Source organism: Bacillus benzoevorans (assembly GCF_014207535.1).
Lineage (GTDB): Bacteria > Bacillota > Bacilli > Bacillales > Cytobacillaceae > Bacillus_BD > Bacillus_BD benzoevorans.
In genome coordinates this window covers 63,398-85,484 of the sequence record NZ_JACHGK010000013.1, presented here as the reverse complement: position 1 = coordinate 85,484, position 22,087 = coordinate 63,398, and the positions used below count along the sequence as shown (strand labels likewise).

At 44.2% G+C, this 22,087-nt stretch carries 23 protein-coding genes; 6 read left to right on the top strand and 17 right to left on the bottom strand.

All coding sequences use genetic code 11. From position 1 onward, the window contains the following. Positions 1–5: 5 nt before the first annotated feature. The 3 genes from HNR53_RS16730 to HNR53_RS16720 all read right to left on the bottom strand — a co-directional run bounded on the left by HNR53_RS16730 (position 6) and on the right by HNR53_RS16720 (position 3,426). Positions 6–869 (bottom strand): 3-hydroxyacyl-CoA dehydrogenase, encoded by an 864-nt coding sequence (locus tag HNR53_RS16730; protein ID WP_184528087.1) that lies wholly within the window; start codon positions 867–869, stop codon positions 6–8. Further along, positions 870–2,057: a CaiB/BaiF CoA transferase family protein gene (locus tag HNR53_RS16725; RefSeq protein ID WP_184528085.1), complete on the bottom strand. Its 1,188-nt coding sequence runs from the start codon at positions 2,055–2,057 to the stop codon at positions 870–872. It abuts the gene before it with no gap. 175 nt (positions 2,058–2,232) lie between these two features. Beyond that, the gene (locus HNR53_RS16720; protein ID WP_184528083.1) at positions 2,233–3,426 is read right to left on the bottom strand and encodes an acetyl-CoA C-acyltransferase; all 1,194 of its coding nucleotides are present in this window, start codon (positions 3,424–3,426) and stop codon (positions 2,233–2,235) included. A gap of 337 nt (positions 3,427–3,763) precedes the next feature. Between HNR53_RS16720 and HNR53_RS16715 the strand changes: the two genes are divergently transcribed. Then, positions 3,764–4,573 (top strand): IclR family transcriptional regulator, encoded by an 810-nt coding sequence (locus HNR53_RS16715; protein WP_184528081.1) that lies wholly within the window; start codon positions 3,764–3,766, stop codon positions 4,571–4,573. Positions 4,574–4,611: 38 nt separating this feature from the next. Here HNR53_RS16715 and HNR53_RS16710 read toward each other — a convergent pair whose 3' ends face one another. The 6 genes from HNR53_RS16710 to HNR53_RS16685 all read right to left on the bottom strand — a co-directional run bounded on the left by HNR53_RS16710 (position 4,612) and on the right by HNR53_RS16685 (position 8,922). Beyond that, a complete protein-coding gene (locus HNR53_RS16710; RefSeq protein ID WP_184528079.1) occupies positions 4,612–5,883 on the bottom strand; it encodes a M20 family metallopeptidase in 1,272 nt (423 codons plus the stop codon). Between the two features lie 217 nt (positions 5,884–6,100). Then, positions 6,101–6,517 carry an Hsp20/alpha crystallin family protein gene (locus HNR53_RS16705; protein ID WP_184528077.1) on the bottom strand — a complete coding sequence of 139 codons (417 nt, stop codon included), beginning with the start codon at positions 6,515–6,517 and terminating at the stop codon, positions 6,101–6,103. 12 nt (positions 6,518–6,529) lie between these two features. Further along, a complete protein-coding gene (locus HNR53_RS16700) occupies positions 6,530–6,772 on the bottom strand; it encodes a spore germination protein (RefSeq protein WP_184528075.1) in 243 nt (80 codons plus the stop codon). Positions 6,773–6,786: 14 nt separating this feature from the next. Beyond that, complete coding sequence (locus HNR53_RS16695) at positions 6,787–7,065, bottom strand: spore germination protein (RefSeq protein ID WP_184528073.1); 279 nt, start codon at positions 7,063–7,065, stop codon at positions 6,787–6,789. 173 nt (positions 7,066–7,238) lie between these two features. After that, positions 7,239–8,312 carry an XdhC family protein gene (locus HNR53_RS16690; RefSeq protein ID WP_184528071.1) on the bottom strand — a complete coding sequence of 358 codons (1,074 nt, stop codon included), beginning with the start codon at positions 8,310–8,312 and terminating at the stop codon, positions 7,239–7,241. After that, entirely contained in the window at positions 8,305–8,922 is a 618-nt protein-coding gene (locus HNR53_RS16685) for an NTP transferase domain-containing protein (RefSeq protein ID WP_184528069.1), read from the bottom strand. The genes HNR53_RS16690 and HNR53_RS16685 overlap by 8 nt, the downstream gene beginning before the upstream one ends. Before the next feature lie 106 nt (positions 8,923–9,028). Here HNR53_RS16685 and HNR53_RS16680 point away from each other — a divergent pair, with 106 nt between their 5' ends. Then, complete coding sequence (locus HNR53_RS16680) at positions 9,029–9,478, top strand: hypothetical protein (RefSeq protein WP_184528067.1); 450 nt, start codon at positions 9,029–9,031, stop codon at positions 9,476–9,478. A 260-nt stretch (positions 9,479–9,738) separates the two neighbouring features. Here HNR53_RS16680 and HNR53_RS16675 read toward each other — a convergent pair whose 3' ends face one another. The 3 genes from HNR53_RS16675 to HNR53_RS16665 all read right to left on the bottom strand — a co-directional run bounded on the left by HNR53_RS16675 (position 9,739) and on the right by HNR53_RS16665 (position 13,502). Then, positions 9,739–10,179: a (2Fe-2S)-binding protein gene (locus HNR53_RS16675; RefSeq protein ID WP_184528065.1), complete on the bottom strand. Its 441-nt coding sequence runs from the start codon at positions 10,177–10,179 to the stop codon at positions 9,739–9,741. Between the two features lie 156 nt (positions 10,180–10,335). Beyond that, positions 10,336–11,169 (bottom strand): FAD binding domain-containing protein, encoded by an 834-nt coding sequence (locus HNR53_RS16670; protein WP_184528063.1) that lies wholly within the window; start codon positions 11,167–11,169, stop codon positions 10,336–10,338. Continuing rightward, entirely contained in the window at positions 11,169–13,502 is a 2,334-nt protein-coding gene (locus tag HNR53_RS16665) for a xanthine dehydrogenase family protein molybdopterin-binding subunit (RefSeq protein WP_184528061.1), read from the bottom strand. Before HNR53_RS16665 ends, HNR53_RS16670 begins: the two co-directional genes overlap by 1 nt. A 287-nt stretch (positions 13,503–13,789) precedes the next feature. On the opposite strand from HNR53_RS16665, the gene HNR53_RS16660 reads away from it, so the two are divergent. After that, complete coding sequence (locus tag HNR53_RS16660) at positions 13,790–14,104, top strand: hypothetical protein (protein ID WP_221452365.1); 315 nt, start codon at positions 13,790–13,792, stop codon at positions 14,102–14,104. 74 nt (positions 14,105–14,178) lie between these two features. On the opposite strand, the gene HNR53_RS16655 is transcribed toward HNR53_RS16660, so the two are convergent. Next, positions 14,179–15,186 (bottom strand): DUF3231 family protein, encoded by a 1,008-nt coding sequence (locus tag HNR53_RS16655; RefSeq protein ID WP_246439629.1) that lies wholly within the window; start codon positions 15,184–15,186, stop codon positions 14,179–14,181. Between the two features lie 354 nt (positions 15,187–15,540). Here HNR53_RS16655 and HNR53_RS16650 point away from each other — a divergent pair, with 354 nt between their 5' ends. The 3 genes from HNR53_RS16650 to HNR53_RS16640 all read left to right on the top strand — a co-directional run bounded on the left by HNR53_RS16650 (position 15,541) and on the right by HNR53_RS16640 (position 17,067). Next, positions 15,541–16,020: a coiled-coil domain-containing protein gene (locus HNR53_RS16650; RefSeq protein ID WP_184528059.1), complete on the top strand. Its 480-nt coding sequence runs from the start codon at positions 15,541–15,543 to the stop codon at positions 16,018–16,020. A 135-nt stretch (positions 16,021–16,155) separates the two neighbouring features. Next, on the top strand, positions 16,156–16,596 hold the full coding sequence (locus HNR53_RS16645) for a YaiI/YqxD family protein (protein WP_184528057.1): 441 nt from the start codon (positions 16,156–16,158) through the stop codon (positions 16,594–16,596). Positions 16,597–16,740: 144 nt separating this feature from the next. Further along, positions 16,741–17,067 carry a hypothetical protein gene (locus HNR53_RS16640; protein WP_184528055.1) on the top strand — a complete coding sequence of 109 codons (327 nt, stop codon included), beginning with the start codon at positions 16,741–16,743 and terminating at the stop codon, positions 17,065–17,067. A gap of 851 nt (positions 17,068–17,918) precedes the next feature. Here the strand turns inward: HNR53_RS16640 and HNR53_RS23685 are convergent. The 4 genes from HNR53_RS23685 to sdaAA form a co-directional block, all read right to left on the bottom strand. Continuing rightward, a complete protein-coding gene (locus HNR53_RS23685) occupies positions 17,919–18,017 on the bottom strand; it encodes an S-layer homology domain-containing protein (protein ID WP_377802199.1) in 99 nt (32 codons plus the stop codon). A 461-nt stretch (positions 18,018–18,478) separates the two neighbouring features. Beyond that, on the bottom strand, positions 18,479–19,126 hold the full coding sequence (locus tag HNR53_RS16635; protein ID WP_184528053.1) for a YdcF family protein: 648 nt from the start codon (positions 19,124–19,126) through the stop codon (positions 18,479–18,481). A 250-nt stretch (positions 19,127–19,376) separates the two neighbouring features. Continuing rightward, positions 19,377–20,186, bottom strand: coding sequence for a YitT family protein (locus HNR53_RS16630; RefSeq protein WP_184528051.1), 810 nt, complete (start codon positions 20,184–20,186; stop codon positions 19,377–19,379). Positions 20,187–20,337: 151 nt separating this feature from the next. Next, positions 20,338–21,900 carry an L-serine ammonia-lyase, iron-sulfur-dependent, subunit alpha gene (sdaAA, locus tag HNR53_RS23485; protein WP_184528049.1) on the bottom strand — a complete coding sequence of 521 codons (1,563 nt, stop codon included), beginning with the start codon at positions 21,898–21,900 and terminating at the stop codon, positions 20,338–20,340. Between the last annotated feature and the right edge of the window lie 187 nt (positions 21,901–22,087).

Below are 22,087 nucleotides of genomic sequence, written 5' to 3'. Positions count from 1 at the left end.
CCCTTCTATTTTTCGTTATTTTCGTTATAATGATAAAATCCTTGACCTGATTTTTTCCCTAGTCTGCCAGCTTTTACATACTTCACTAACAATGGTGATGGACGATATTTTTCTCCTAAATTTTGATACAAATATTCCATATTTCTTAAACGGCTGTCTAATCCGACTAAATCAGCCAATTCCAACGGACCCATTGGGTGATTTAATCCCAATTTCAGTGCTTTATCAATATCTTCAGCCGATGCAACGCCTTCCATCAGCATATTCATCGCTTCATTTCCAATTAAACAATTCATTCTGCTTGTGACAAAGCCTGGGAACTCGTTTACTTCTACTGTTTCTTTTCCCATTTTTTCTGAAACCTGCTTCACTGCTGCAACAGTAGCATCCGATGTATCCAAACCTCTAATGACTTCAATTAATTTCATCCGATGAACCGGATTAAAGAAATGCATCGCGACACATTGCCCCGGTCTCTTTGTTGCAGCCGCAATTTCAGTTGGACTCATGGTAGAAGTATTAGTGGCCAGAATGGCATGTGCTGGTGCAAATTCATCTAACTTTTTAAAAATATCAATCTTGATCTCCATGACCTCGAGTGCCGCTTCAATCACTAAATCAGCATTCTGCACGGCATCCTGTAATTCGGTTGTAAAGATCAGGTTGTTCAGCGCAAGCTCTCTCTGTTCGGATTGCACATACCCTTTTTCCACATTTTTATTGAATAGATTTTCAATATAGTCTTTTGCACGGTTCGCGGCATCCTCTGAAATATCTTGCAGCGTGACTGCAAACCCTGATAGCGCTGCCGTGTAAGCAATGCCACGGCCCATCGTTCCTCCACCAATAACCGCAATCGTTTTAACCATTTAAATAACTCCCTTATCTTTGAAATTGGCAATTTCTTCACTACTATAACCAAGTAACGTTAGTACCTCTTCCGTATTTTCGCCTAACAGCGGAGGTGCTTTTCTTACTGATCCAGGTGTATCAGATAACTTAAGAGGAATCCCTAACATTTTCAACGCACCAATGGTAGGATGCTCTACCTCTTGGATCATTTCCCGGGCCTGAACTTGAGGATGCTCGAGCAGTTCGGCAATATTATTAATCGGACCGCTTGGGACACCTGCTTGTTTCAGCCTGTCGATGATTTCAGATGATTCCCTTTGCTTTGTATAATCGGTTAGGATTCCGACCAATTCTTCACGGTTGGCTACGCGATTCACATTCACTGCATATTTTGGATGATCCTTTAATTCTGTAAGCTCCAGGGCATCACACATTTTTCTCCATAATCCATCATTTGGAACGGCAATAATAGCGTAGCCATCCTTTGTTTCAAAAGCCTGGTACGGAACAAGTGTCGGATGCGCCGATCCGTAGCGTCCCGGTGCTTTGCCAGTGGCTAATACGCCCTGTCCTAAATAGTTCGATAATGATACAACTGTATCTAATAGGGAGGATTCTACATATTGTCCTTTCCCTGTCTTTTCTCTGGAAAATAAAGCCAGCATAACTCCAAGTGAGGCATAAAGTCCTGTCGCTAAATCAATAATGGAAAAACCAACTTTTACAGGTGCTTGACCCGATTCTCCCGTTACGCTCATTAAGCCGCCAAATCCTTGCATCAATAAATCATAGGCTGGCTCATTCTTCATTGGACCCGTACGGCCAAATCCGCTGACTGCACAATAGACAAGCCGGGGATTGATTTCTTTCAGAACATCATAGCCTAAGCCAAACTTCTCCATCGTGCCGTTGCGGAAGTTTTCAATTAATACATCCGCTTCAGCAACTAGTTTTTTGACGATTGCTTGGCCTTCTTCTGTTTTAAGGTTCAATGTAATGGCTTTTTTGTTTTTATTTAGACTCATAAAATAGGTAGATTCACCATTTAATTCGGGTGGAATATAACTGCGTGTTTCATCCCCAAGCTCCGGATTTTCAACCTTTAACACTTCTGCTCCCATATCTGCAAGCTGCATACTAGCAAAAGGTCCTGCAAGTGTTCTTGAAAGTTCTAATACTTTAATTCCTTTTAATGGTCCGACCATTTAAAAAACCCCCTGCGAAACGTTGTTTCATATATCATACATTAGGTTAGTATCATTACGAAAGGTAAAAAATCACATGATTCAAAATTTTCTATAATTTTTCCAAAATAAGAATCTGCATTTTGGCTATAAAGAAAAGCAAGAGGTTAATTATAGCAGCAACTGCTTGTGTGAATTACACTTGTAAATTCTCAACAATGGTTGTAATTCCTAGTCCACCGGCAATACATAGTGTGACTAATCCGTATTTAACGCCTCTTCTTTCCATTTCATGAAGCAATTTTGTCATTAGAATCGAACCTGTTGCACCGATAGGGTGACCCATCGCAATCGCACCGCCATTAACATTCACGCGATCCAAATCCATGTTCAATTCTCTCATTACGGCAATGGCCTGAGCGGAAAAGGCTTCGTTTAATTCAATTAAGCCAATGTCATCGATTGACAGGTTCGCGTTTGCAAGCGCTTTTCTTGTCGCTTCTACTGGTCCAATTCCCATATACTCCGGTGAAACACCTGCTGCTGCATGGGCAATAATTCTTGCCTTTGGTTTGAAACCCCGTTTCAATGCTGCATCCTCTGACATCATTAACAGCGCGGATGCTCCATCATTACGGCCGCTGCTGTTACCGGCTGTGACAGTGCCATTTTCTTTAAAAACTGGTTTTAACTGAGCTAATTTCTCTAAACTTGTTAGTCTTGGGTGTTCATCCACCTCAAAGACCTTTACCTCTTTTTTATGTTTTACTGCAAAAGGAACGATTTCTTCACGGAAACGGCCTGATTGAATCGCTTCACTAGCAAGCGTTTGACTTCGTAAAGCAAATTCATCCTGTTCCTCTCTTGAAATATGATACTTTTCAGCTAAGTTTTCCGCTGTATAGCCCATTGTAAGGTTGCCATAGACTTCAAATGGCTGTGAACGCGGCTGGCTTTCTGTATTTGGATCGAGAATTTGCCCATTTCCTGCACCAAATCCGTATCGTGCCTTACGAATATAGTAAGGAGCTGTGCTCATCGATTCAGCACCGCCGGCAATAATCACTTCAGATTGACCAGTCATGATTTGCATCGCCGCATTATTGATGGACTGAACACCTGACCCGCATTGTCTATGTACGGTATAACCAGGTACTTCAAATGGAAGACCGGCACGTAATAGTGCTAATCTCGCAAGGTTCGATGAGTCAGCACTCTGTTTTGCCTGTCCGAAGATGACTTCATCGATTTCACCCTTTTCAATTCCTGTACGTGAAATAATTTCTTCTATTACTTTCGCAGCAAGATAATCTACTTCTACATCCTTTAGACTTCCGCCCAATCTCCCGATAGCTGTTCTAACAGAGCCAACAATTACAGCATTTTTCACTTTTAACCCTCCATGTCTTATATATTCCTACATTCACCAACTACTAAAATAAAATCGTTCTCCATTTCAAATAATCATCAGGGTTTTAAAAAACATCATTTTACATTTAAGTTATTTGTTATGTTGTTTCACTTACGGAACAATGTACCCTCTATGGAACATATAATATCATCCTCACATTTGTTAGTCAATTGAATTTTTAGAATATTTAGCAATAACTTTAACTATGAATATAAGATTCTGTATTTTTTGGCAGTTTGACAAATACTGATTTATAATTTATCCTACTTACACCGTGAAGAAAGGGTACGGAAAGATATCGAATAGGAGCTTAAAAATGGAAAAAAACAATGGGAAGGGAAAGGAAAAGTCGGAAGTTCCTGCACTTGAATCGTCCATTAAAATTATGGAATATTTGAGCCGTTATACAAGTAAGGAACGCTCACTATCACAAATTTCTAAGAAATTATCCATTAATAAAAGTACATGTCATAGAATTTTAAAATTATTAACTCATTACCGCTATGTCTCGTACGATGATGATTCTAAGCAGTACAACCTCGGTTCATATCTTATTATTTTAGGTGCGAGAGCAGCAGAGCTGATTGATTATTTAAAGCTGGCAAAACCTCATCTTAAGTGGGTATCCGATCAAACGGGATTAACCAGTGTTTTACTTGAACCTGTTTCCCACGATCGCTTAATGTATGTAGCGAAAGAGGAACCCGAATTACCGGACAGCCCTGTTCAAGTGACGGTAAAATTAGGACAGCATTTTCCTTTAACCAGCGCTTCCTTTGGTAAGTGTTATTTAGCTTTTATTGAGGAAGAAAAAATGAATGAAATTATTCAAACGGTGAATTTTAAACAATTTACCGATAAATCCATCATAGATTATGAAACATTCAAGGATAGTCTAAAAGAGGTTCAGCAAAAGGGGTATGCGGTAAGCTATGAGGAACATACATCTGGTGTTTTCGGCATCGCAGCACCTATTTTTAACTCTGCAGGCGAGATAAGTATGGTTATTGCCTGTATCGGCTTTTCTTCCGGGATAAGCGAGGAATTCGTTACGTTCTGCGGAGAGCAGCTAATGGAAGCCGCAGGCAATATTATGAAAGTGACCGGAGGAAGAAAGCCATTTTAAAACAAGGGGACGGTTCCGAGAGAACTGCCCCCGCGTTTTTAACTAAGATATTTAATTGCCGTCTCAGCATAAATCTCGGCAGATTCTATCAAACTCTCCACTGAAACCCGCTCATCGTACGCATGGACAGTGTGTTGCAGCCCGGGACCGTAAAGGACGGTATCCATACCATGGCGCCGGAAATGACGGGCATCACTCGAACCAAGCAAGAGCACACTGAAGACAGGTTCCTTACTCCCAAGAACACGCCGTATTCCCTGCTCTAAGACCTGCACAATGGGACGATTCTCTAACGTCCAGTTCGGATTAGAAAAGGAGATCATTGGCTCTACAACCGCACCGGGAGCCACAGATCGAACAAGATCCCTGGCGACATCCAGTACAAACTTTGGCTTCATCCCAAATGGAACCCGGCTATCCACCTCGATGGTACACTTGTCGGCGATGATGTTGACTTTTGTTCCACCCTGGATGATACCGGGATTGTAAGAGGGACGATAAAGCAACTGTGCTAGTAAGGGATCCCCTTGCTGAGATAGGAGCCACTCCGTTTGATACAACAGTTGACCAAGCACTGTCGGGGGTGATGTCTTAAGCTCCCATAGCTTCGCTAGTTCTTCAACCGCGGCGGCACCTCTGCGTACGGCTGAAATTCCAGAAATCGGCTGTTGGCTGCCATGCCCAGGCTGTCCTGGTATGGTCACCCGCATCAATGCCCAGCCCTTTTCACCGGCATTCGGATAGTGCTGGTCCGTTGGTTCACCAATCAGACAGGCATCCCCCTTAATCAATCCTTGTTCCAAGAGCCATTCCACCTCAATTCCGCCAGTCTCTTCATCTGGAGAGGCAATCACTCCTAAGCTGCCTTTTAAATGAAGAGCAGGCGCGAACTCCTGAAGCAGTCCAGCGACAAAGACCAGTGCCGCCAAGCCGCCTTTCATATCGGAAGCTCCACGCCCCAAAAGCATACCCGCTCTGACTTCTCCTGAAAAAGGATTGAAGGTCCAATGTGAACGTTCGCCCGCGGGTACGACATCTGTATGTCCGCAAAATAAGAGCCGCGGACCAGGTACCCCTGTTAAAGGAGCATCACAAATAACCGAAAGCAGCGAATTTTTACTACGTTGGTGTTTAGTAATCAAGAACCCTTTTGTGGCTAAGTATCGGCTTATATGTCTCCCTATTTCTGCTGACCATTTTAAAAAATTTGGCGATGGATTTTCAGTCGGAATTCGAATAAATGAAGCAGCAAGTTCGACTAATTCCTGTTGCCTTGACCTTATCAACCGCCGGATCATTCTGGTACCCATAAAGAAAACATCCCCTCCATGCCCAGCATTTGACACGGTATTCCTATACTATTCTACGTGCAATGCCTAGATTATATTCTGGGGGAAGAAACAGGGGGACGGTTCTGCTGTTGACCTAATATTTACCATTACCCACCCCTTTTTCTTACCTTACCGGAACAAAATAAAAAACACGAAAACCGTCCCCGCGTTTTGCCCGCGTTTTGGCTCTCGTGTTTCAAATAATGCGTTCCACATTTCGTGGATATGAGATATATAGTAGTCCATTATAATTTTGTAAACGTAATTCTTGCGCACGGGCTGCTTCTGGGAGTTCAATGACCCGTTCAAATTCTCCGCAGGTTCTCTCTCTCTGAATCTCCATTTCTTGGGGAAAAATTGGATTCATTTTGCCGCTGATTTTTAACCGGGTATTGGAGATTAAGTGCAGAAGGATATGCTCTCTCTCCATCCCCGGTATTTCGATAATCACAAAGTTATTTTGCTCATCTTGATAGATATCAACTTTTGGATAGCCTTTTTCTTCTCGTAAAAATTCATCGGGATGTTTTTCTTTTAAGACACTGGACCAAAAATCAGTTTTCTTATATTCATTCGTAATTTCGAGCCATTTTCGCATTTTTTCGATATCCATCTTCACACCTCATTATAATTGATTGGCAATCGGCATGGATGGATTCGCGATTTGGTCCTGATCACTAATATCTGGATCGATATTTCCGGAGTTCAGAAAAGCAGTGGCTGGGGAAAAGTCACCTAATGAAATATTGGCACCGGTAAATTTACTATTGGCGGTATGACTGTTGTGTACAGTAGGACCGACATCAATATTTCCATTCTGGTTGGCCCCATTAACCTTTAAATTTAAAATATTGATTTGATATGGCATATCAGTTGTCTCCTTTAGTCGATGACAGGCACAGGCGGTATGGGTATCCTAGGGGTATTGACGTATGAATTATCCGTAGTTCCAATGGCCGTTTGATCATTTACATCCGGATCGATTAAGATATTTTCCATGATGGCTTCGGTCGGTGAAGTGTCCCCATAGGATGAATTCATCCCCTGTGATTTGTTATAGGCAGTTGGGCTATTGTGGGCTGCTTCCCCAATCGTAATGCATCCATTCCCGGAAATACTATTGATCTTTAAGTAATGTAAATTAATAACAATCGAGGGCATTCTTCATTCACCTTTTCTAACCTGTGTCTTAGAGGTAATATATGCGGGATAACGCCTATGGGTTCCTTTTCTGGATGAAATGAGACAGGTCCGTCCCACTGGAGTAAGTTAGGGAAACGTGAGAACCGCCCCCTTGTTTTCCAGCGGGGACAATGGACCGGCCCCCTCGCCGCCTACTGGAATAAATTAGGGAAGCGCGAGAACCGCCCCCTCGTTTCCTTTGCCCGGGTTTCTATTAATTCAGCTGCGATGCTGATGGCGATTTCTTCGGTTCCTTCAGCCATGATGTTTAAGCCGACCGGGGCGTGGACCCACTCCGGGATTGGTCCGGGGGAGAATAATTGCTCTGTCCGTTTTTTTGACCCTAATAGGCCAAGGTATTTGGGCGGATGCTCTAAAAGATGGGGTAAAATCGCTTGATCCCATTGAAAGTTATGGGTCATGATTAAACAATAGCTATTGTTCGCGATCGGATGATGACGGAGATATAGATGGGGAAACTCAATCACAAACTGTGCCGCAGCGGCAAAATTCCCTTGTTCAAATCTTTCGCTCCTCGGGTCAATCACCGTGACCGAAAAATCCAGTTTCACCAGCAGTTCGACCAGTAATTCAGTATCAGGACCGGCGCCAAAAATATAAACGGATTCCTTCGGCTGGAATTGCTCCATGAGCAGGGTCCGCTGATTCTCTAACAAAATCATCTTTGTCTGTTTATGCCCGGTACCGAAGGTTTTTAGCTCCTTCGATGACGGCTGAATAAAGTTATCCGTACCAGCCAGTACATTCCCGTTATCACCATCAAACACACATGTCTCGCTGTTCTCTTCCCCTATGTATTTCAGCGAAATGACACGCTGTCCCCTTGATAATTTTCCCGCGATCATTTCCCATAATGAGTTTCCATTTCTGTCTTTTAAAAAATTCCAGCCTGTCTTTTCAAGATAGACATAGATGACCCCGATACATCCGGACCACTCACCCCAGCTTAAGTCGTTTTCTTCTTGATTATCATAGCGAAGCAATTTGGCTTTTCCAGTCTGCAAAACCTCATCCGCATGATGAAGAATATCTTCTTCCAAACACCCGGCGCTGATCACGCCATAGCGCCGGCCTTTTTCATCAATCAACATTTTTGCCCCTTCATGCCGATAGGAGGACCCTTCAATTTTCACCACCGTTGCCATAGCGAAGCTTTCCATCTTTCTGCTTTTTAAAATTTCTAACACTCTCGTCAAATCATTCATTCTCTTCACCTTTCCATAACTGATGATAGTCATCCGGCGTGTCAATATCATTCGGGTAAGGATTGTCACTAAAGCAAAGGGAGCGTGAACAAGCGTTTCTCTGGATTATTTCCTTTCCGCCCTTATCACCGCTCAAATGTCTTAATTCGGAAAAAAAATGATGCGAAAACAAGACCGGATGACCGACTCTCCCATCACGATATTGCATTTGCATGATCACTTTCGGAGGAGCAGCCTGTCCCGCCCTCAGCTGCTTAAAAGCCAGGCAAATCCTGCCGATATCTTCTGCTGCGATGGTTGGCTGATCCCCGAGTACAATGACAGCTGCTTCTGAAGGCATAGGGAGAGTTTGGATCGCTAACGATAAACTGTGGCCCATCCCCTGCTCCGGGGTGTTATTTTTTACAATAGAATAGGCGAATTTAGCAGCAGCTTTCTCTAATTCTGGGTTCTGACTGGAAACGACCACCTTTACATCTGAAAAAGGGATTCCCTTCATCTTGCTCAGGACATGTTCCAGCATCGGACGCCCCTTCCAGGGCAAGAGCAGTTTTGGCTGCCCCATTCTAATCGAGCGGCCACTGGCTAAAACAATCCCATAAATATTCACCTTGAAATCCCTCCGGTAGTGGTATTGGGCAATTTTTTTAAAAATCTAGGCAATCATCACACATTCTTATGCGTTTTGAATATGATGTTGCAGAGGTGAGCTTCCTGTGTTTAGTAAAAGTTTCGTAGAAGACGCAAATATTATCGCTTCCCTCCAACGGGATTTAAATCTTGCCACCGCTTTTTTATTATTAACAGGTCAAATAACAGTCAGAGGCGTATTCGTATATTCCGGGAGATTTAGTCTTTCACTGAGCGGCCCCATTTTTGGCTCCGTGAGAACTGTGGGAAAGGAGCCGCAGCACATCACCAATACGGTGATCGATATCATTGACGTGTTGATCGCCGTTTTATTAATAATGGATCAAATTAGAATCGTTGGTGTCTTGGTCGGTCCCGGCAGATTTGCGCTGACGGTCACCGGACCAATCTTTGGTGAAACGCTGCCCCAGCCTAACCTTTCATTATTAGAGGAACATTATCGCTTTTTTCATCAGGTTGTGACAAAGCACTTCCACATTGATCCAACCATATTTAAAAATTTTACAAAGGAATGATCTCCATGACGTATCAGCCTGCAGTCACCCAGAAACCTGCCATAAACGAAGGTCATACATTAAACCAGATGCCGCCTATACGATTGTCAGAGAATGGCGTTTTTCTGCTGGCACTCGCCATCCTGGTCTTCATCTTTTTCTTTACCCGTCAAGAAACACCAGTTTCATAGGCGGCTTGGACTTCAATGACAAATGAAAATGCCGAAAGTCATGGCGATCCTCTCCATTTGCTCTCTATAAAACGGCACTTTTATATCCTTTTAATCTTCTTTTAGGACTTCTTTGATCGCCTTTTCAATTTCAGCATAGCCGGTACAGCGGCAAATATTGGATTCAAGCCACTCTTTAATCGTCTTTTCATCGGCATCAGGATGACGGAGCGCCAAGGCATAACCATTCATGATAAAACCCGGTGTACAATAGCCGCATTGGAAGGCGAAATGCTTCACAAAGGCCCGTTGAATCGGTGTATCTTTCAACCCTTCAATCGTCGTAATTTTTTTCCCGGCTGCTTCTACTGTCATCATCAAACACGATTTCATCGGCCAGCCATCGACATTCACGGTACAAGCCCCGCAGTCCCCGTTTAAACACCCCGGTTTGGCACCGGTCAACCCCAGCCTCGTTCTCAAGGTCATTAACAGGGTATCACCTGAGCGAACCGTGACGGTATGGAGTTCATCATTCACATGTAATACCATTTGATGGAGTTTAATCGCTAAGCCTTCCTTTCTTTTTGGCGCTGTTAAATCTTGTTGTTGATCCCCTATACCGCATTATGTGCATCGGTTCACATAGGGCTAAAATCAACAATGAACATTAGCAGAGCCTTTTTTTAAAAAAAACATCAATCAATTCTACACATCCTCGAAAGACTGCAGCACATCCTGAAGCAGGTTCTGCAGCACAAACAGGCGATACTGTGAAGAGCCTTCCACATCACTCTGAATCGGCTGCGGCAGCACCTCCAACGCACGTTTAATCTGCTCCTCCCGCGGCCATTCCCGATTATTTAATACCGCCTCCATATTTTTCGAGCGAAATGGAAATGGACATAGACCGCTAATGGCCACACGAAGCCCGCCATCTATTTTCAAAGCGGCGATCGTTATGAGCGGATACCCGGTATCCCATTGCTGGCGCCGCTTAATGCTGACAAACGGAGCCTCAATAAACTTCTTATGGGTCGCCAAGGCAACGAGAAATTCCCCTTTTTTCAGTTGTAATGTTTGCTGAAAAATTTGATTGATTTCCGCCACTTTCATTCCCTCTGGCCCGGCAATAATCACTTCGCTGTCGCTTAATAGAAACGGCAGGACCGCCTCGCGGTAAAAAATTTGCCCACAAATATTGCCGCCAACGGTAATTTTCCCTCTCGCCGTGTGATCGGCCACTTCACTGGCTGTTGCCGTCAGCAAAGGAAAAAGATTCGCTTCTTCAATCGCCGTTAAGGTTAAAGAACCTCCTAAAAGCAGGTAATCCTGTTCAAAAGCCATCTCCCTCGTTTCGGCGATATTTTTTAAATCAATCGCCGCTTCGGTATAAACCAGATTAAGTCTTCCCAAGGTAAGCAGCTCCGTTCCTCCTGAGATAAACATCGGCTGTTTCCCCTTTTGCTGCTCTAATCGAAAAAGTTCAACCGCTTCTTGTAATGTTTTCGGCTGATAATAATCAAAATCAAAATGCGGCATTACCTCTCCCCTTCCTTTGTCCGCCAAATTAACTCCGGAGTTAATGGAAGATGATGAAGCGAAACACCAGCTGCGGCCGACAGGGCATTCCCCAGGGCGCCGGGCATTCCAAGGAGTCCGTGTTCCCCTACCCCGCGCGCTCCATATGGCGCCTGCAGATCAGGAGTATAGACAAAATCAACCAGGTATTCAGGATTCTCCCCATAGCGCAGCGGGCGATACGTGCGCAGCTGTGGATTCAACACGCGCCCGAGTGTATCGAAATAAAAAGTTTCCCTGCCGGCAAAGGCCAAGCCCATACTCATGGCTCCCATTACCTGACCTATTGCCGCTTTGCGATTTAACACGATTCCGATATCAACAACGGTGGCCGCCTTTCGTAAGCGATAGGTATAGTCACGGCGATCAAATTCCACCTCCACCCCATATGCCGCAACAGTCCATTCCGGACCGGGTTTCCCTGCTCCTGTCTCCGGATCAATCCGGGTCAGATGACGTAAAATAAAATTCCCTCTGCCGATAATTTGCCCGCCAATGGAGTTGCCGTTTGGATACGAATAACCATAGACAATGTCTTTAAAGGGCAAACCTACCGCTGGATCGTCCCTAAGAAACACACGGCTGTGTGCCACTTCCAAATCTTCAACCGGGGCTCTTAACACAGCAGATGCAATCTCCTTCAATTGCCGGATCACATCATCCGCGGCCTCAAGGACCGCATTACCCGCCATGTAAATACCCCTGCTCGCGACCGTCTTCCAATGTTCCGGTGTCGTTTGCGTATCGACTGTCATCCTGGTATGAATCTTCCCCACATCCATCTTCAACTTTTCCGCCAAAATCTGGGCGAGTACGGTTTTCGTCCCTGTGCCAATTTCCACGACGCCGGACATTAAATTAAGGCTGCCATCGCGATTAAACGTTAAAATCACACCGGATGGAGCGTTTGGGTCGATGGTCGATGTTTTCCAGCTGCAGCAAATTCCTTTTACCCTGATGAATCGATTGTCGACCTCTTGGATCTGCCCCTCATCCCAGCTGATTAATTCTCTTAATCTTGCCAAACATTTTTGTAAGTTTCCCACATTGCTATGATTCAACAGCACCCTTGTCGGGGTTGTATTTCCCGGCTTGATGGCATTCAGATAACGCAGCTCCAGCGGGTCGAGCTGCAGCTTTTGTGCCAATAAGTCCATTGTTCTTTCGATCGCAAAGGAGAGTTCGGAGTGGCTGAAACCGCGAAATGGAGCCGGATAGGGATGATTGGTATACATGCAATAGGAATCACACCAAACATTTTCCACATGGTATGGACCCGTACAGTCAACCGCCCCTGACCTCGTTAAATCAATTGCTTTATCGGAATAAGCGCCGCCATCCCACAAATAGGTAATCTCCATCACCTTTATCATGCCATTTTGAGCGGCCCCGATTTTGATTTTCGCATCTAAACCGATATGGCCCGGAGACATAATCATATCTTCTTCGCGCGTGTTCACTACTTTAACAGCCCGCCCGCCTGCCGCTTTCGAACCTAAATAGGCGAGGATTTCCAGCTGTACAGAAGCCTTTCCGCCATATGCCCCGCCAACGAGCGGCGTTTCAACGACGATTTTCCCCATGTCTTCGCCAAAATAATCCGCTAATAAACGCTTGGCCATGAAAGGTGCCTGCGACGATGTCATGATTTTGATCGTACCATCCGGTAAAATCTCTGCTGTCGAACATCTTGTTTCCATTGCGGCATGGTCTGACGGTGAAAAGGAATAGGCGGCTTCCACCGTTACATCACTTTCCCTCCAGCCTTTTTCCATCTGCCCTTTACGAATTTTAATATGGGTCGCAATATTGGTTCCGGGTACAGGGTAGGAATCTTCTTCCTTTTTATATTGTCCTAATTGCTCATGGACCAAGGGCGCATCTTTTTGAAAGGCTTCTGTTGGTGAATGGACAACGGGGAGTGGTTGATATTGGATTTTTATTTTATCAGCAGCCACCTCGGCTTGTCTGCGTGTATCGGCAACAACAAGGACAACCGCTTCGCCATGATAGCGGACTTTTTCAAAGGCTAACGGCGGTCTGTCACGAATCGCCTCCCCTGTCAGGGGCAGCCCCTCTCCCGTGACAATGGCGCGAACTCCAGGAGATTTCCCCGCCTCTGTTGTGTCGATATGTACAATTTTTGCATGGGCATATGGACTCGTAACTATTTTTGCAAAAAGCATCGGAACCGCTTGATAGTCGTTCGTATACTTTGCCCGCCCCGTCACCTTATCCTCTGCTTCCTGGCGAATCACACTCTTCCCGATTACCTCTATCCCAATCGCCCCCATTCATATATTGGATGACTTATACAATATATTCACGCCCATTCCATATTTAGAACCGGGACTCGAGTTGTCCGTTGCCCCGCCGCCAGAGAACGGGGGCATGGAACTGAACCCTTGTCCCATGCCCAAATTTGCCAAACAAATCGATTCATCATGATGTTTGCCCAAGAATAAAGCTAGGTGATAGCATACTCTTTTATTGGGATGGCGATATTGTCAAAAAAAATCAGGCAGGGATACTGTTCGCTTTTGTCCTAAATAAAAAAGAGGAAAATAGGAGGTTGTTCTATATGCATCCAGAATTATATTCTCAAGGTGAAGTGTACGGATCAGATGAAAGAATTCGACCGTTTGGTTTTGGTTTTGGGAGACCTGGCTTTGGTTTCGGCGGCTTCGGGAGACCTGGCTTTGGTTTCGGCCGGCCATTTGGTTTCGGTTTCGGGAGACCGTTTGGCTTTGGCTTTGGCAGACCGTTTGGCTTCGGTTTCGGTCTACCTTTCCTAGGCGGATTGGCGGCGGGCGCGCTGCTTTCCCCATGGGCATATGGAGGGTACGGTTACGGCTATCCTTATGGTTATGGATTTGGATATCCTTATTGGTATTAAAATATAAAATAAGAGGGCTCTATTTCCTTTTGAAACAGAGCCCTTGTCCTAGTTAGACCATTATTTTATATTTTTTATTTGTTGGCCAACGCTTCACGGTCATCTGCCTGTGGAGGCTCCTCCATCCAGCCATGGTTAATCATAATATTAGCCGCATCTTCGGCATAAAGGGAAATCTCCGGAATTAAGGAAGCGTATCGATAGCCTAAATCCCTTCTTGGACTTGCAGCCAATGACACCCCGTAATTTCCAATTCCGGCTGCAATCATTGCCGCTACGTGATACATGATGAGTTTGTCAGAAAAAATAGTTGTGGTACAATCAGAAACTGCCGTATCCCAGCTCATGGGAACAGGTAAATCCTCTTTTATTAAGAAATTGCTAAATAAATGAATATGGTCTTGGGCAATTTTCTTCCCTTTTAATAAAAATTGCTTCACTTCATCACTTTTAGCAATCTGAGCAAATCCTCCCATCAGTGCTTTTCCAATAGCATTGGTTTGAATATTTAAAAATAAGTGCGTAATCTCAATGGAGGTAAGCGTTCTTTTTTTTCCAAAAAAGCCGCTCAAAAATTGCTGTTTTTCCACAAAATCCACTTTATCCGGAGTCGAGATAGTAGGTGGTTTTACATACGTGCCTTGCTTTAACATTAAGTCCCGTGTTTTGTCCTGCAATTCCACTCCTACCTGCAGCACCCTTTTATGAAAAGCAACCACATCAGGCCGAGTGACCAATCCCAATGTTGCAGCATTCGATTCCATTGCAATACTAGACATTTGCCGTAAATACACTAAGACAAATGTATCGGAAAAAAGTCTCGGCGCCTGTGAATTTACATCTTGATCCGTAAATCCAATAGGGATAGGGAACTTTTCCTTTGTGAAAATATCATTCATTATTGAAATATTTTCTTTTGCGGTATCTACTGTCCATTCAATAAGAGGACGTACTTCCGGATCTTCTGATTTTTCTAAGAAGTAAGTATTTACACAGACTGCCAGCGAGTCATTAATATACTGGGTCCATAAGCTGGACATTTCTGCAGCCGTTAAACGAATGTTTGATTTATTTTCCATCATAAACAACTCCTATCGAGGAATAAGATGCCCATTATCGGAAAATACATGCGAGAAAACCGGCAATTGTCCAACCAACTGGCTTTTAATTAGGAAAAATAGGAACCACTCCTATAGACTTACCGCTTAAATTAGGCTTTATGATAATTGACCTAATTTACCCAATTTTTTGTATGTTCGGATAATTAAAGGTATAATTTGGTTAGAAAAAATACTTGAAGGGGATGGTGTAAACGGTTGACCCGTGTCTTACAGGTTCCTAACAATCAAGACGGTGTGCAACGGAACTCTTTTTTCACCATAAACAAACTGTCTTGTATTTTTTGCTGCTAAAAAGATTTCTCGGAGGTATCATTCATGTTCATTCTCGCCATCATAGGTTACTTTTCTATTTCTTTTTCCATTACGTATCTATTTTTTCGGTACATAAGCAAAAAAAGGCATCCAAAAAAGGCTCTATTTAATATGACGTTTAATTTTACACTTATCTTCGGCTTGCTCTGTTTAGCCATTAGCGGACCTTATTTGGATACCGGGATAAAGGAGCAGCGGGATAAAGTCCAAGCGGTCAATACAGCTTTAACCGCGGAGAATAAAAAGTTAGAAGAAGAGCAAACAAAGCTGAAAGAGGAAATTTCGCAATTAAAATCAGCGGTTACAGCCAACGAAACCCAAATCAAAACATTAAATAATGAAAAAAGTGACATTGCCGCTAATAAAAATAGTTTAGATCAGCAGGTTAGCGAACTAACCACGGTCAATACGAATCTGGAGAATCAAGTGCAGGATTTGAAAGAAAAGTTGTCCAATATCTCTGCCTTAACCGCTGCAAATTAAAGGAAAACAGGGGCAGCCTTCATGGCCCCCTGAGATTTTAGCCCCGCAACAATCTGCCGTCCCTTGATTCTACTTTTGACAAAAACCTTATCTTCCACTATCATCAATTCGAGCTTATTTATGGGAGAGTTTGATATGAAAATTTATGTTGATGCAGATGCTTGTCCAGTAAAAGATATCGTGATCTCTGAAGGGACGAATGCCGAAATTCCGGTGATCCTGGTGACGAGCTTTTCTCACTTTTCCAACGCGGAACAACCAGCGGGAGTGGAAATCATTTATGTCGATTCCGGAGCAGATGCGGCAGATTATCGGATTATGAAGCTAGCAGCAAGAGGAGATATAATTGTCACGCAAGATTATGGTCTGGCCTCTCTTGGCTTGGCCAAAGGGTGTATCGTTCTTCACCATAAAGGATATCGCTATACAAATGAAAACATCGACCAATTGCTACAAACACGTTATTTGAGTGCCATGGCGCGAAAAGGCGGAAAACGGACAAAAGGCCCGAAACCTTTCACAGCAGAAGATAGAGAGAAATTTAGAGAGCTTTTTAAAAATACGATTAATAGGTGAAAGGAACCATCGAGAAAACTGGATGGTTCCCCCGGTCCATTCTAGTAAAAAGGTATATTTTAATTTCCAGTATATAACAGCCTTTCCGACCTTTTCCCCAATGAATAATATATAGTATTCAATAGGAAAGCGAGGTGAAATAGAATGAATATTTCACATACGTGCAGAAACTCCTTCACTGCTATCCTTCTACCAGGTCAGCACCCTTTTGGCAACTCTACCATCCACATCTTTGGCGGTTCTCGCACCTTCTCACAGCAATTTCATAACCCATCCAGCGTCATCCTCCTTCCTGGTCAGCACCCTTTTGGCAACTCTATCATCCACATCTTCGGCGGTTCTCACACCTTCTCACAACAATTTCATAACCCATCCAGCGTCATCCTCCTTCCTGGTCAGCACCCTTTTGGCAACTCTACCATCCACATCTTTGGCGGTTCTCACACCTTCTCACAATGCAGTTTTCTGTAAAACAGAGGAAACAAGGGGAAACATGGGGACGGTTCCGGTTCTCCTGTTTCCCTAATGTTTTCCAATAGTAACAAAAGACAGTTGTTTTGCTTAGTAAGTGCTGCAGCGACCGGGCACTATTAAGGATGAATAACGCCCGTCAGAACCGGTGCAGGATAGCGGCGGGCACTATCAAGGGCTGATAGTTCCCTTCAGACCCGGTGCGAGGAAGCGGCGGGCACTATCAAAGGCTGATAGTTTCCGTCAGAACCAATGAAGGTTTCCAACGGGCACTATCAAGGGCTGATAGTTCCCTTCAGGTCCGGTGCAGGATAGCGGCGGGCACTATCAAAGGCTGATAGTCCCCTTCAGACCCGGTGCGAGGAAGCGACGGGCACTATCAAGGGCTGATAGTTCCCTTCAGGCCCGGTGCAGGGAAGCGGCGGGCACTATCAAGGGCTGATAGTTCCCTTCAGACCCGGTGCGAGGAAGCGGCGGGCACTATCAAAGGCTGATAGTCCCCTTCAGACCCGGTGCGAGGAAGCGGCAGGCACTATCAAGGGCTGATAGTTTCCGTCAGACCCAATGAAGGTTTCCAACGGGCACTATCAAGGGCTGATAGTTCCCTTCAGAACCGGTGCAGGATAGCGACGGGCACTATCAAAGGCTGATAGTCCCCTTCAGACCCGGTGCGAGGAAGCGGCGGGCACTATCAAGGGCTGATAGTTCCCTTCAGGTCCGGTGCGAGGAAGCGACGGGCACTATCAAAGGCTGATAGTTCCCATCAGAACCAATGAAGGTTTCCAACGGGCACTATCAAGAGTTCTGCTAAATAAAACAAGGGACACGGCAGAGCCGTTCCCTTGTTTTATTTAATTCAAAGCCCAATCCAGAAATACAGCACATTCTTCTCTTGTCCTGCTGTCTTTCGGAGCAAATTCCCCATTGCCCTTCCCACTTGTAATGCCCAAATCATAAGTGTTTCTACATCCTTTTTGTGAGCATGAGCGATTTCATTTATATGAAACAGGCGAACAGTTCTCCTTCCTCTCCAATATTCACCAGAAACGACAGAAGTCCGACTGGTAACAATTAGGGAAACGCCGGACCGTCCCCTTGTTTCCCCAGAAGGAAGGCGGAGATCGGGGCATATATAAACGAAGAGTGTATAAATTTCTGTTGTTTTGGATAATAATATTCATAAGAAAGGTGTGCCTTCCTTGGGATTGTTTGGTTTGACGGTTGAACAATCACAAGTATGCACACTTTTTTTTGTTTGTAGTCATATTTTCAGGAGTTAGTTAAAAAGCCATCGCGTTAGCGATTTCGTTCTTCTTCCGTTTCCCTAATTTCCCCCAGTAAAAGCAGGGAGCAGTTTTTACGTTAAGAAAAATGTACCTGGGACGACGGACCTGCCCCTTCGTCCCACATTTCAATCCTCCAACGCCTTTCTTAACGGCGTAATCACTCCGTCAAAATATAAGAAATACGCGCCAATGAGCTTCTTATATTCCTTCTTGAACAACTCGTGATTCTCTTTCCAGCTGTCCCTCGTGATCGATTTAGGATGATACGGCACATAGGTAAACGAAACACCGCTGTCATGAAACACGCGTTCAAAGGCCAATTTTGCTCTTCGCATATGATAATTACTCGTCACTACAAGCGCAGAGTCAAACCCCCGTTCCAATACGATCTCTTTCGCATAGAGCGCATTTTCATATGTACTGGTTGCTTTGTTTTCTGTTAAAAGAGCATCGCGGGGAATGCCAAAGGATTCGGCATATTCAATCGAACTTCCTGGTGACGTGGCATTCGTTAATAGCACTCTATCCGCATACCCGGCATGATACAATTCCGCAACCTTCGTCATTCGCCCTCGCTCTTCCTTTTCCCCGCTAAGCAGAATGATCACATCCGCCTTCACCGGCTTTTCTTCATAAAATAAAAAATCAATTAAAAGCGTCCTTGGGAAAAAGAACCCCCCCAAAACTAAGACAAGGATACAAAGCAATAATGCACTTTGGATCCTCTTTCTATTACTGGTCCTTACTACGTTCTCATTGTTATTCAGCTTCATTTTGCATGTGGTCCTTTTATTTAATTACTGATTTTGCTCGCTCTTGCAGGCAAAAGTCATAGTTTTGAAGATATTATTATCTACCTAACCACTATTATTATATAAAATAAAAGCAACTGGTCCAAGAGGTCATTAACTTTCTAATATATACGAGTTAGAATAAACAGAATTAAAAAAATAAAAACTGATTGCCACTTGTGAATGCAATCAGTTCTTTTGTGTTAAGTATGAACTTGGCTTGTCCAGTGTTTCAGCTTTTTCGGAAGAGCCCGATGACATCTGTTGTTTGGGTGATATTGACAAAAGCATGCGGGTCTATTTCATTTATCGTGTTCCGCACATCCGCTAGTTGATAGCGCGTGATCACCGTCATTAAAATTTCTTGCCTGCTCCCGGAGTAAGCGCCTTTTCCTTCAATGACCGTAATTCCCCTTTCAAGTTTCGCCAGCAGAACATCCTTTAATTCATTTCCTTTTTTCGTAATAATCATTAACGTCAGCTTTATTTGGCTTGTATGGACGGTGTCAATCACCCGGCTGGAAGTGTAAATGCCCACTAATGTTAACATGGCCAGATCCCAGCCAAAAATAAATCCGGAAATCAGAACCACCACGGCATTCATCGCCCCAAGCAAGGCTCCAAGCGGGAAGCTCCGCCTTCTCATTAATAACATCGCGATGATATCCAAACCGCCTGTAGAGCCGGAAGCCCTGAACGTAACCCCTGCTCCTACTCCCACTAAAACTCCACCAAATACACAAGATAATAAAGGATCACTGGAGATTTTTAAAATGGGTAAGAATAACAAACCAGCTGATGTAACCACAACAGAAAGAATGGTATAGGTAATAAATCGCTTTCCCAGCTTGAACCATCCGATAATTAATAAGGGTAAATTTAAGAGGAGATTTAAAATCCCTGTATTTAGGGGAGTTAAAATCCCTAACATCATAGCAATCCCGCTTAATCCGCTGCTCAAAATATGATGGGGAATCATAAAAAGATTAAACCCGGCGGCCATAATTAATGAACCCAAAACAATGATCACGATATTACGCATGTTGCCGCTCCTTTAAGAAATGTGACTACCCACTAGTATGTCCGAAACAAGGGGACGTTCTCCCGTTTCCCTAATTTTTTACAAAAAAATACCCACCACGTTTTGTGGTGAGTAAAATTTACCAAGTTCCTTCGAAACAGAGGTACGGTTCTTACTTCACTTGGAGCTGGAGAATTTCTTCTATGATTGGAATTTCACTTTTTAGGATGGCTAAGTGCTTATGCTCAATCTGAGTGTCGAGTTCACATATTGTGATGGCTGGACCGTTGATTTTGGCGCGCTCATAGGCCATCCGGGATATATTGAATCCGTTTTCATTTAGGACCCTTGAAACCTCGGCAATCACGCCTTTTTGGTCGGTATTACGGATCACAAGTGTTGGCCGTTCTCCGCTGAATTTTAACGGATAATCGTCAAACTCCTGAACTTCTATTTTTCCGCCTCCGATTGAACTAGCTAATACCTTCACTTTGCGTGAAGCCCCGCTTAATTCAACTAGAACCGTATTTGGATGATAGCTTCCAAGAACCCGCTTCGTAAATTCGTAGGTTAATCCATGTTCTTCGGCAAATTTTTTCGCATTCGGAATCTCGTCGCTCATGGTGGTCAATCCCAGTACCCCGGCTAATAAAGCTAAGTCGGTTCCGTGTCCCTGATAGGTTTCGGCAAAAGAACCCATCAACGTAAAGCGAACAGATTGCGGTTCTTCATTTAACAGCTGGTAGGCAACATTCCCAATCCGGACAGCTCCCGCTGTATGCGAACTTGAAGGGCCAACCATGATCGGGCCAATGATTTCATAAGCACTTTGATATTTAGCCGGAGCCGAACTGCTGGATTCTTCCCCCAATATCTGTACTTTTAACTTTTGTCCTGTCGGAGTTCCGGCAAGGCCACCGATTCCGGTTTCTCTTAATGATTCAGGCATCGCCTGTCCAACTTCATGCATCACTTGGATGACTTCGTCCGGAGGAATGATGCTTACGATACCGGCCAGTGCCATATCGGCAGCCGCTTCCGCCGTAATAGCATGTAAACCATTGCGGATGATGCAAGGAATTTCCACCAGCCCTGCCACCGGATCACAAACCAGACCCAATGAATTTTTCATCGCAATCCCAACGGCATGTCCCACCTGCGTTGGTGTGCCGCCGCCCAGTTCCACTAAGGTGCCTGCAGCCATAGCCGTAGCTGAGCCAATTTCAGCCTGGCATCCGCCTGCAGCCCCTGAAATCGAAGCTTTATTCGCAACGACTAAACCAAGTGCCGAAGCCGTGAATATCGATTGCACAATCTGCTCACGACTGAATCTGCCGCTATCGAGAGCATGCACGAGAACTGCCGGCAAAATTCCCGCTGAACCCGCCGTTGGGGTCGCCACAATCCGTCCCATTGCTGCATTGACTTCAGATACAGCCAGGGCATTCGCAGCGGTATTTAAGGTGACTGGATTGACAAACGATGTTTTATTTTTACCATACTCATAAAGACGATGTCCGTCTCCTCCGGTTAAACCAGTGCGAGACATAACAGAACTCACGGTTCCTTTGCGAACAGCTTCTTCCATAACCGTTAATTGCTGCGACATTTGTTCTATTAGCGTCTCTCTTGATAGACCTGTCTGTACCTCTTCTGTTCTGATCATTATTTCCGAAATGGTTGTGTTTTTCTGCTCTGCCATTTCAATCAATTCCTTCAAACTCGTGAAAGACATACACATTTCCCTCCTAAGAACAAGGGGACGGTTCTCCTGTTTCCCCAATTTTTTCCAAATATAAATAGAAGACTGTTACAACCAAGCATATACTGCCTGTGCTAAAAATGATGTTAAAAAGAACACATTAAACAACTATTTCATTATCCAATTGGAGGAAGGTGTATTAATGATTCTTTATTCACAT

What these genes read in the sequence shown, in the direction of transcription:
- HNR53_RS16730 (WP_184528087.1), bottom strand. Translation starts at nt 869, where the DNA reads ATGGTTAAAACGATTGCGGTTATTGGTGGAGGAACGATGGGCCGTGGC.
- HNR53_RS16725 (WP_184528085.1), bottom strand. Translation starts at nt 2,057, where the DNA reads ATGGTCGGACCATTAAAAGGAATTAAAGTATTAGAACTTTCAAGAACA.
- HNR53_RS16715 (WP_184528081.1), top strand. Translation starts at nt 3,764, where the DNA reads ATGGAAAAAAACAATGGGAAGGGAAAGGAAAAGTCGGAAGTTCCTGCA.
- HNR53_RS16710 (WP_184528079.1), bottom strand. Translation starts at nt 5,883, where the DNA reads ATGGGTACCAGAATGATCCGGCGGTTGATAAGGTCAAGGCAACAGGAA.
- HNR53_RS16705 (WP_184528077.1), bottom strand. Translation starts at nt 6,517, where the DNA reads ATGGATATCGAAAAAATGCGAAAATGGCTCGAAATTACGAATGAATAT.
- HNR53_RS16700 (WP_184528075.1), bottom strand. Translation starts at nt 6,772, where the DNA reads ATGCCATATCAAATCAATATTTTAAATTTAAAGGTTAATGGGGCCAAC.
- HNR53_RS16695 (WP_184528073.1), bottom strand. Translation starts at nt 7,065, where the DNA reads ATGCCCTCGATTGTTATTAATTTACATTACTTAAAGATCAATAGTATT.
- HNR53_RS16690 (WP_184528071.1), bottom strand. Translation starts at nt 8,312, where the DNA reads ATGAATGATTTGACGAGAGTGTTAGAAATTTTAAAAAGCAGAAAGATG.
- HNR53_RS16675 (WP_184528065.1), bottom strand. Translation starts at nt 10,179, where the DNA reads ATGGTATTACATGTGAATGATGAACTCCATACCGTCACGGTTCGCTCA.
- HNR53_RS16670 (WP_184528063.1), bottom strand. Translation starts at nt 11,169, where the DNA reads ATGCCGCATTTTGATTTTGATTATTATCAGCCGAAAACATTACAAGAA.
- HNR53_RS16665 (WP_184528061.1), bottom strand. Translation starts at nt 13,502, where the DNA reads ATGGGGGCGATTGGGATAGAGGTAATCGGGAAGAGTGTGATTCGCCAG.
- HNR53_RS16660 (WP_221452365.1), top strand. Translation starts at nt 13,790, where the DNA reads ATGCATCCAGAATTATATTCTCAAGGTGAAGTGTACGGATCAGATGAA.
- HNR53_RS16655 (WP_246439629.1), bottom strand. Translation starts at nt 15,186, where the DNA reads ATGATGGAAAATAAATCAAACATTCGTTTAACGGCTGCAGAAATGTCC.
- HNR53_RS16650 (WP_184528059.1), top strand. Translation starts at nt 15,541, where the DNA reads ATGTTCATTCTCGCCATCATAGGTTACTTTTCTATTTCTTTTTCCATT.
- HNR53_RS16645 (WP_184528057.1), top strand. Translation starts at nt 16,156, where the DNA reads ATGAAAATTTATGTTGATGCAGATGCTTGTCCAGTAAAAGATATCGTG.
- HNR53_RS16640 (WP_184528055.1), top strand. Translation starts at nt 16,741, where the DNA reads ATGAATATTTCACATACGTGCAGAAACTCCTTCACTGCTATCCTTCTA.
- HNR53_RS16635 (WP_184528053.1), bottom strand. Translation starts at nt 19,126, where the DNA reads ATGAAGCTGAATAACAATGAGAACGTAGTAAGGACCAGTAATAGAAAG.
- HNR53_RS16630 (WP_184528051.1), bottom strand. Translation starts at nt 20,186, where the DNA reads ATGCGTAATATCGTGATCATTGTTTTGGGTTCATTAATTATGGCCGCC.
- sdaAA (WP_184528049.1), bottom strand. Translation starts at nt 21,900, where the DNA reads ATGTCTTTCACGAGTTTGAAGGAATTGATTGAAATGGCAGAGCAGAAA.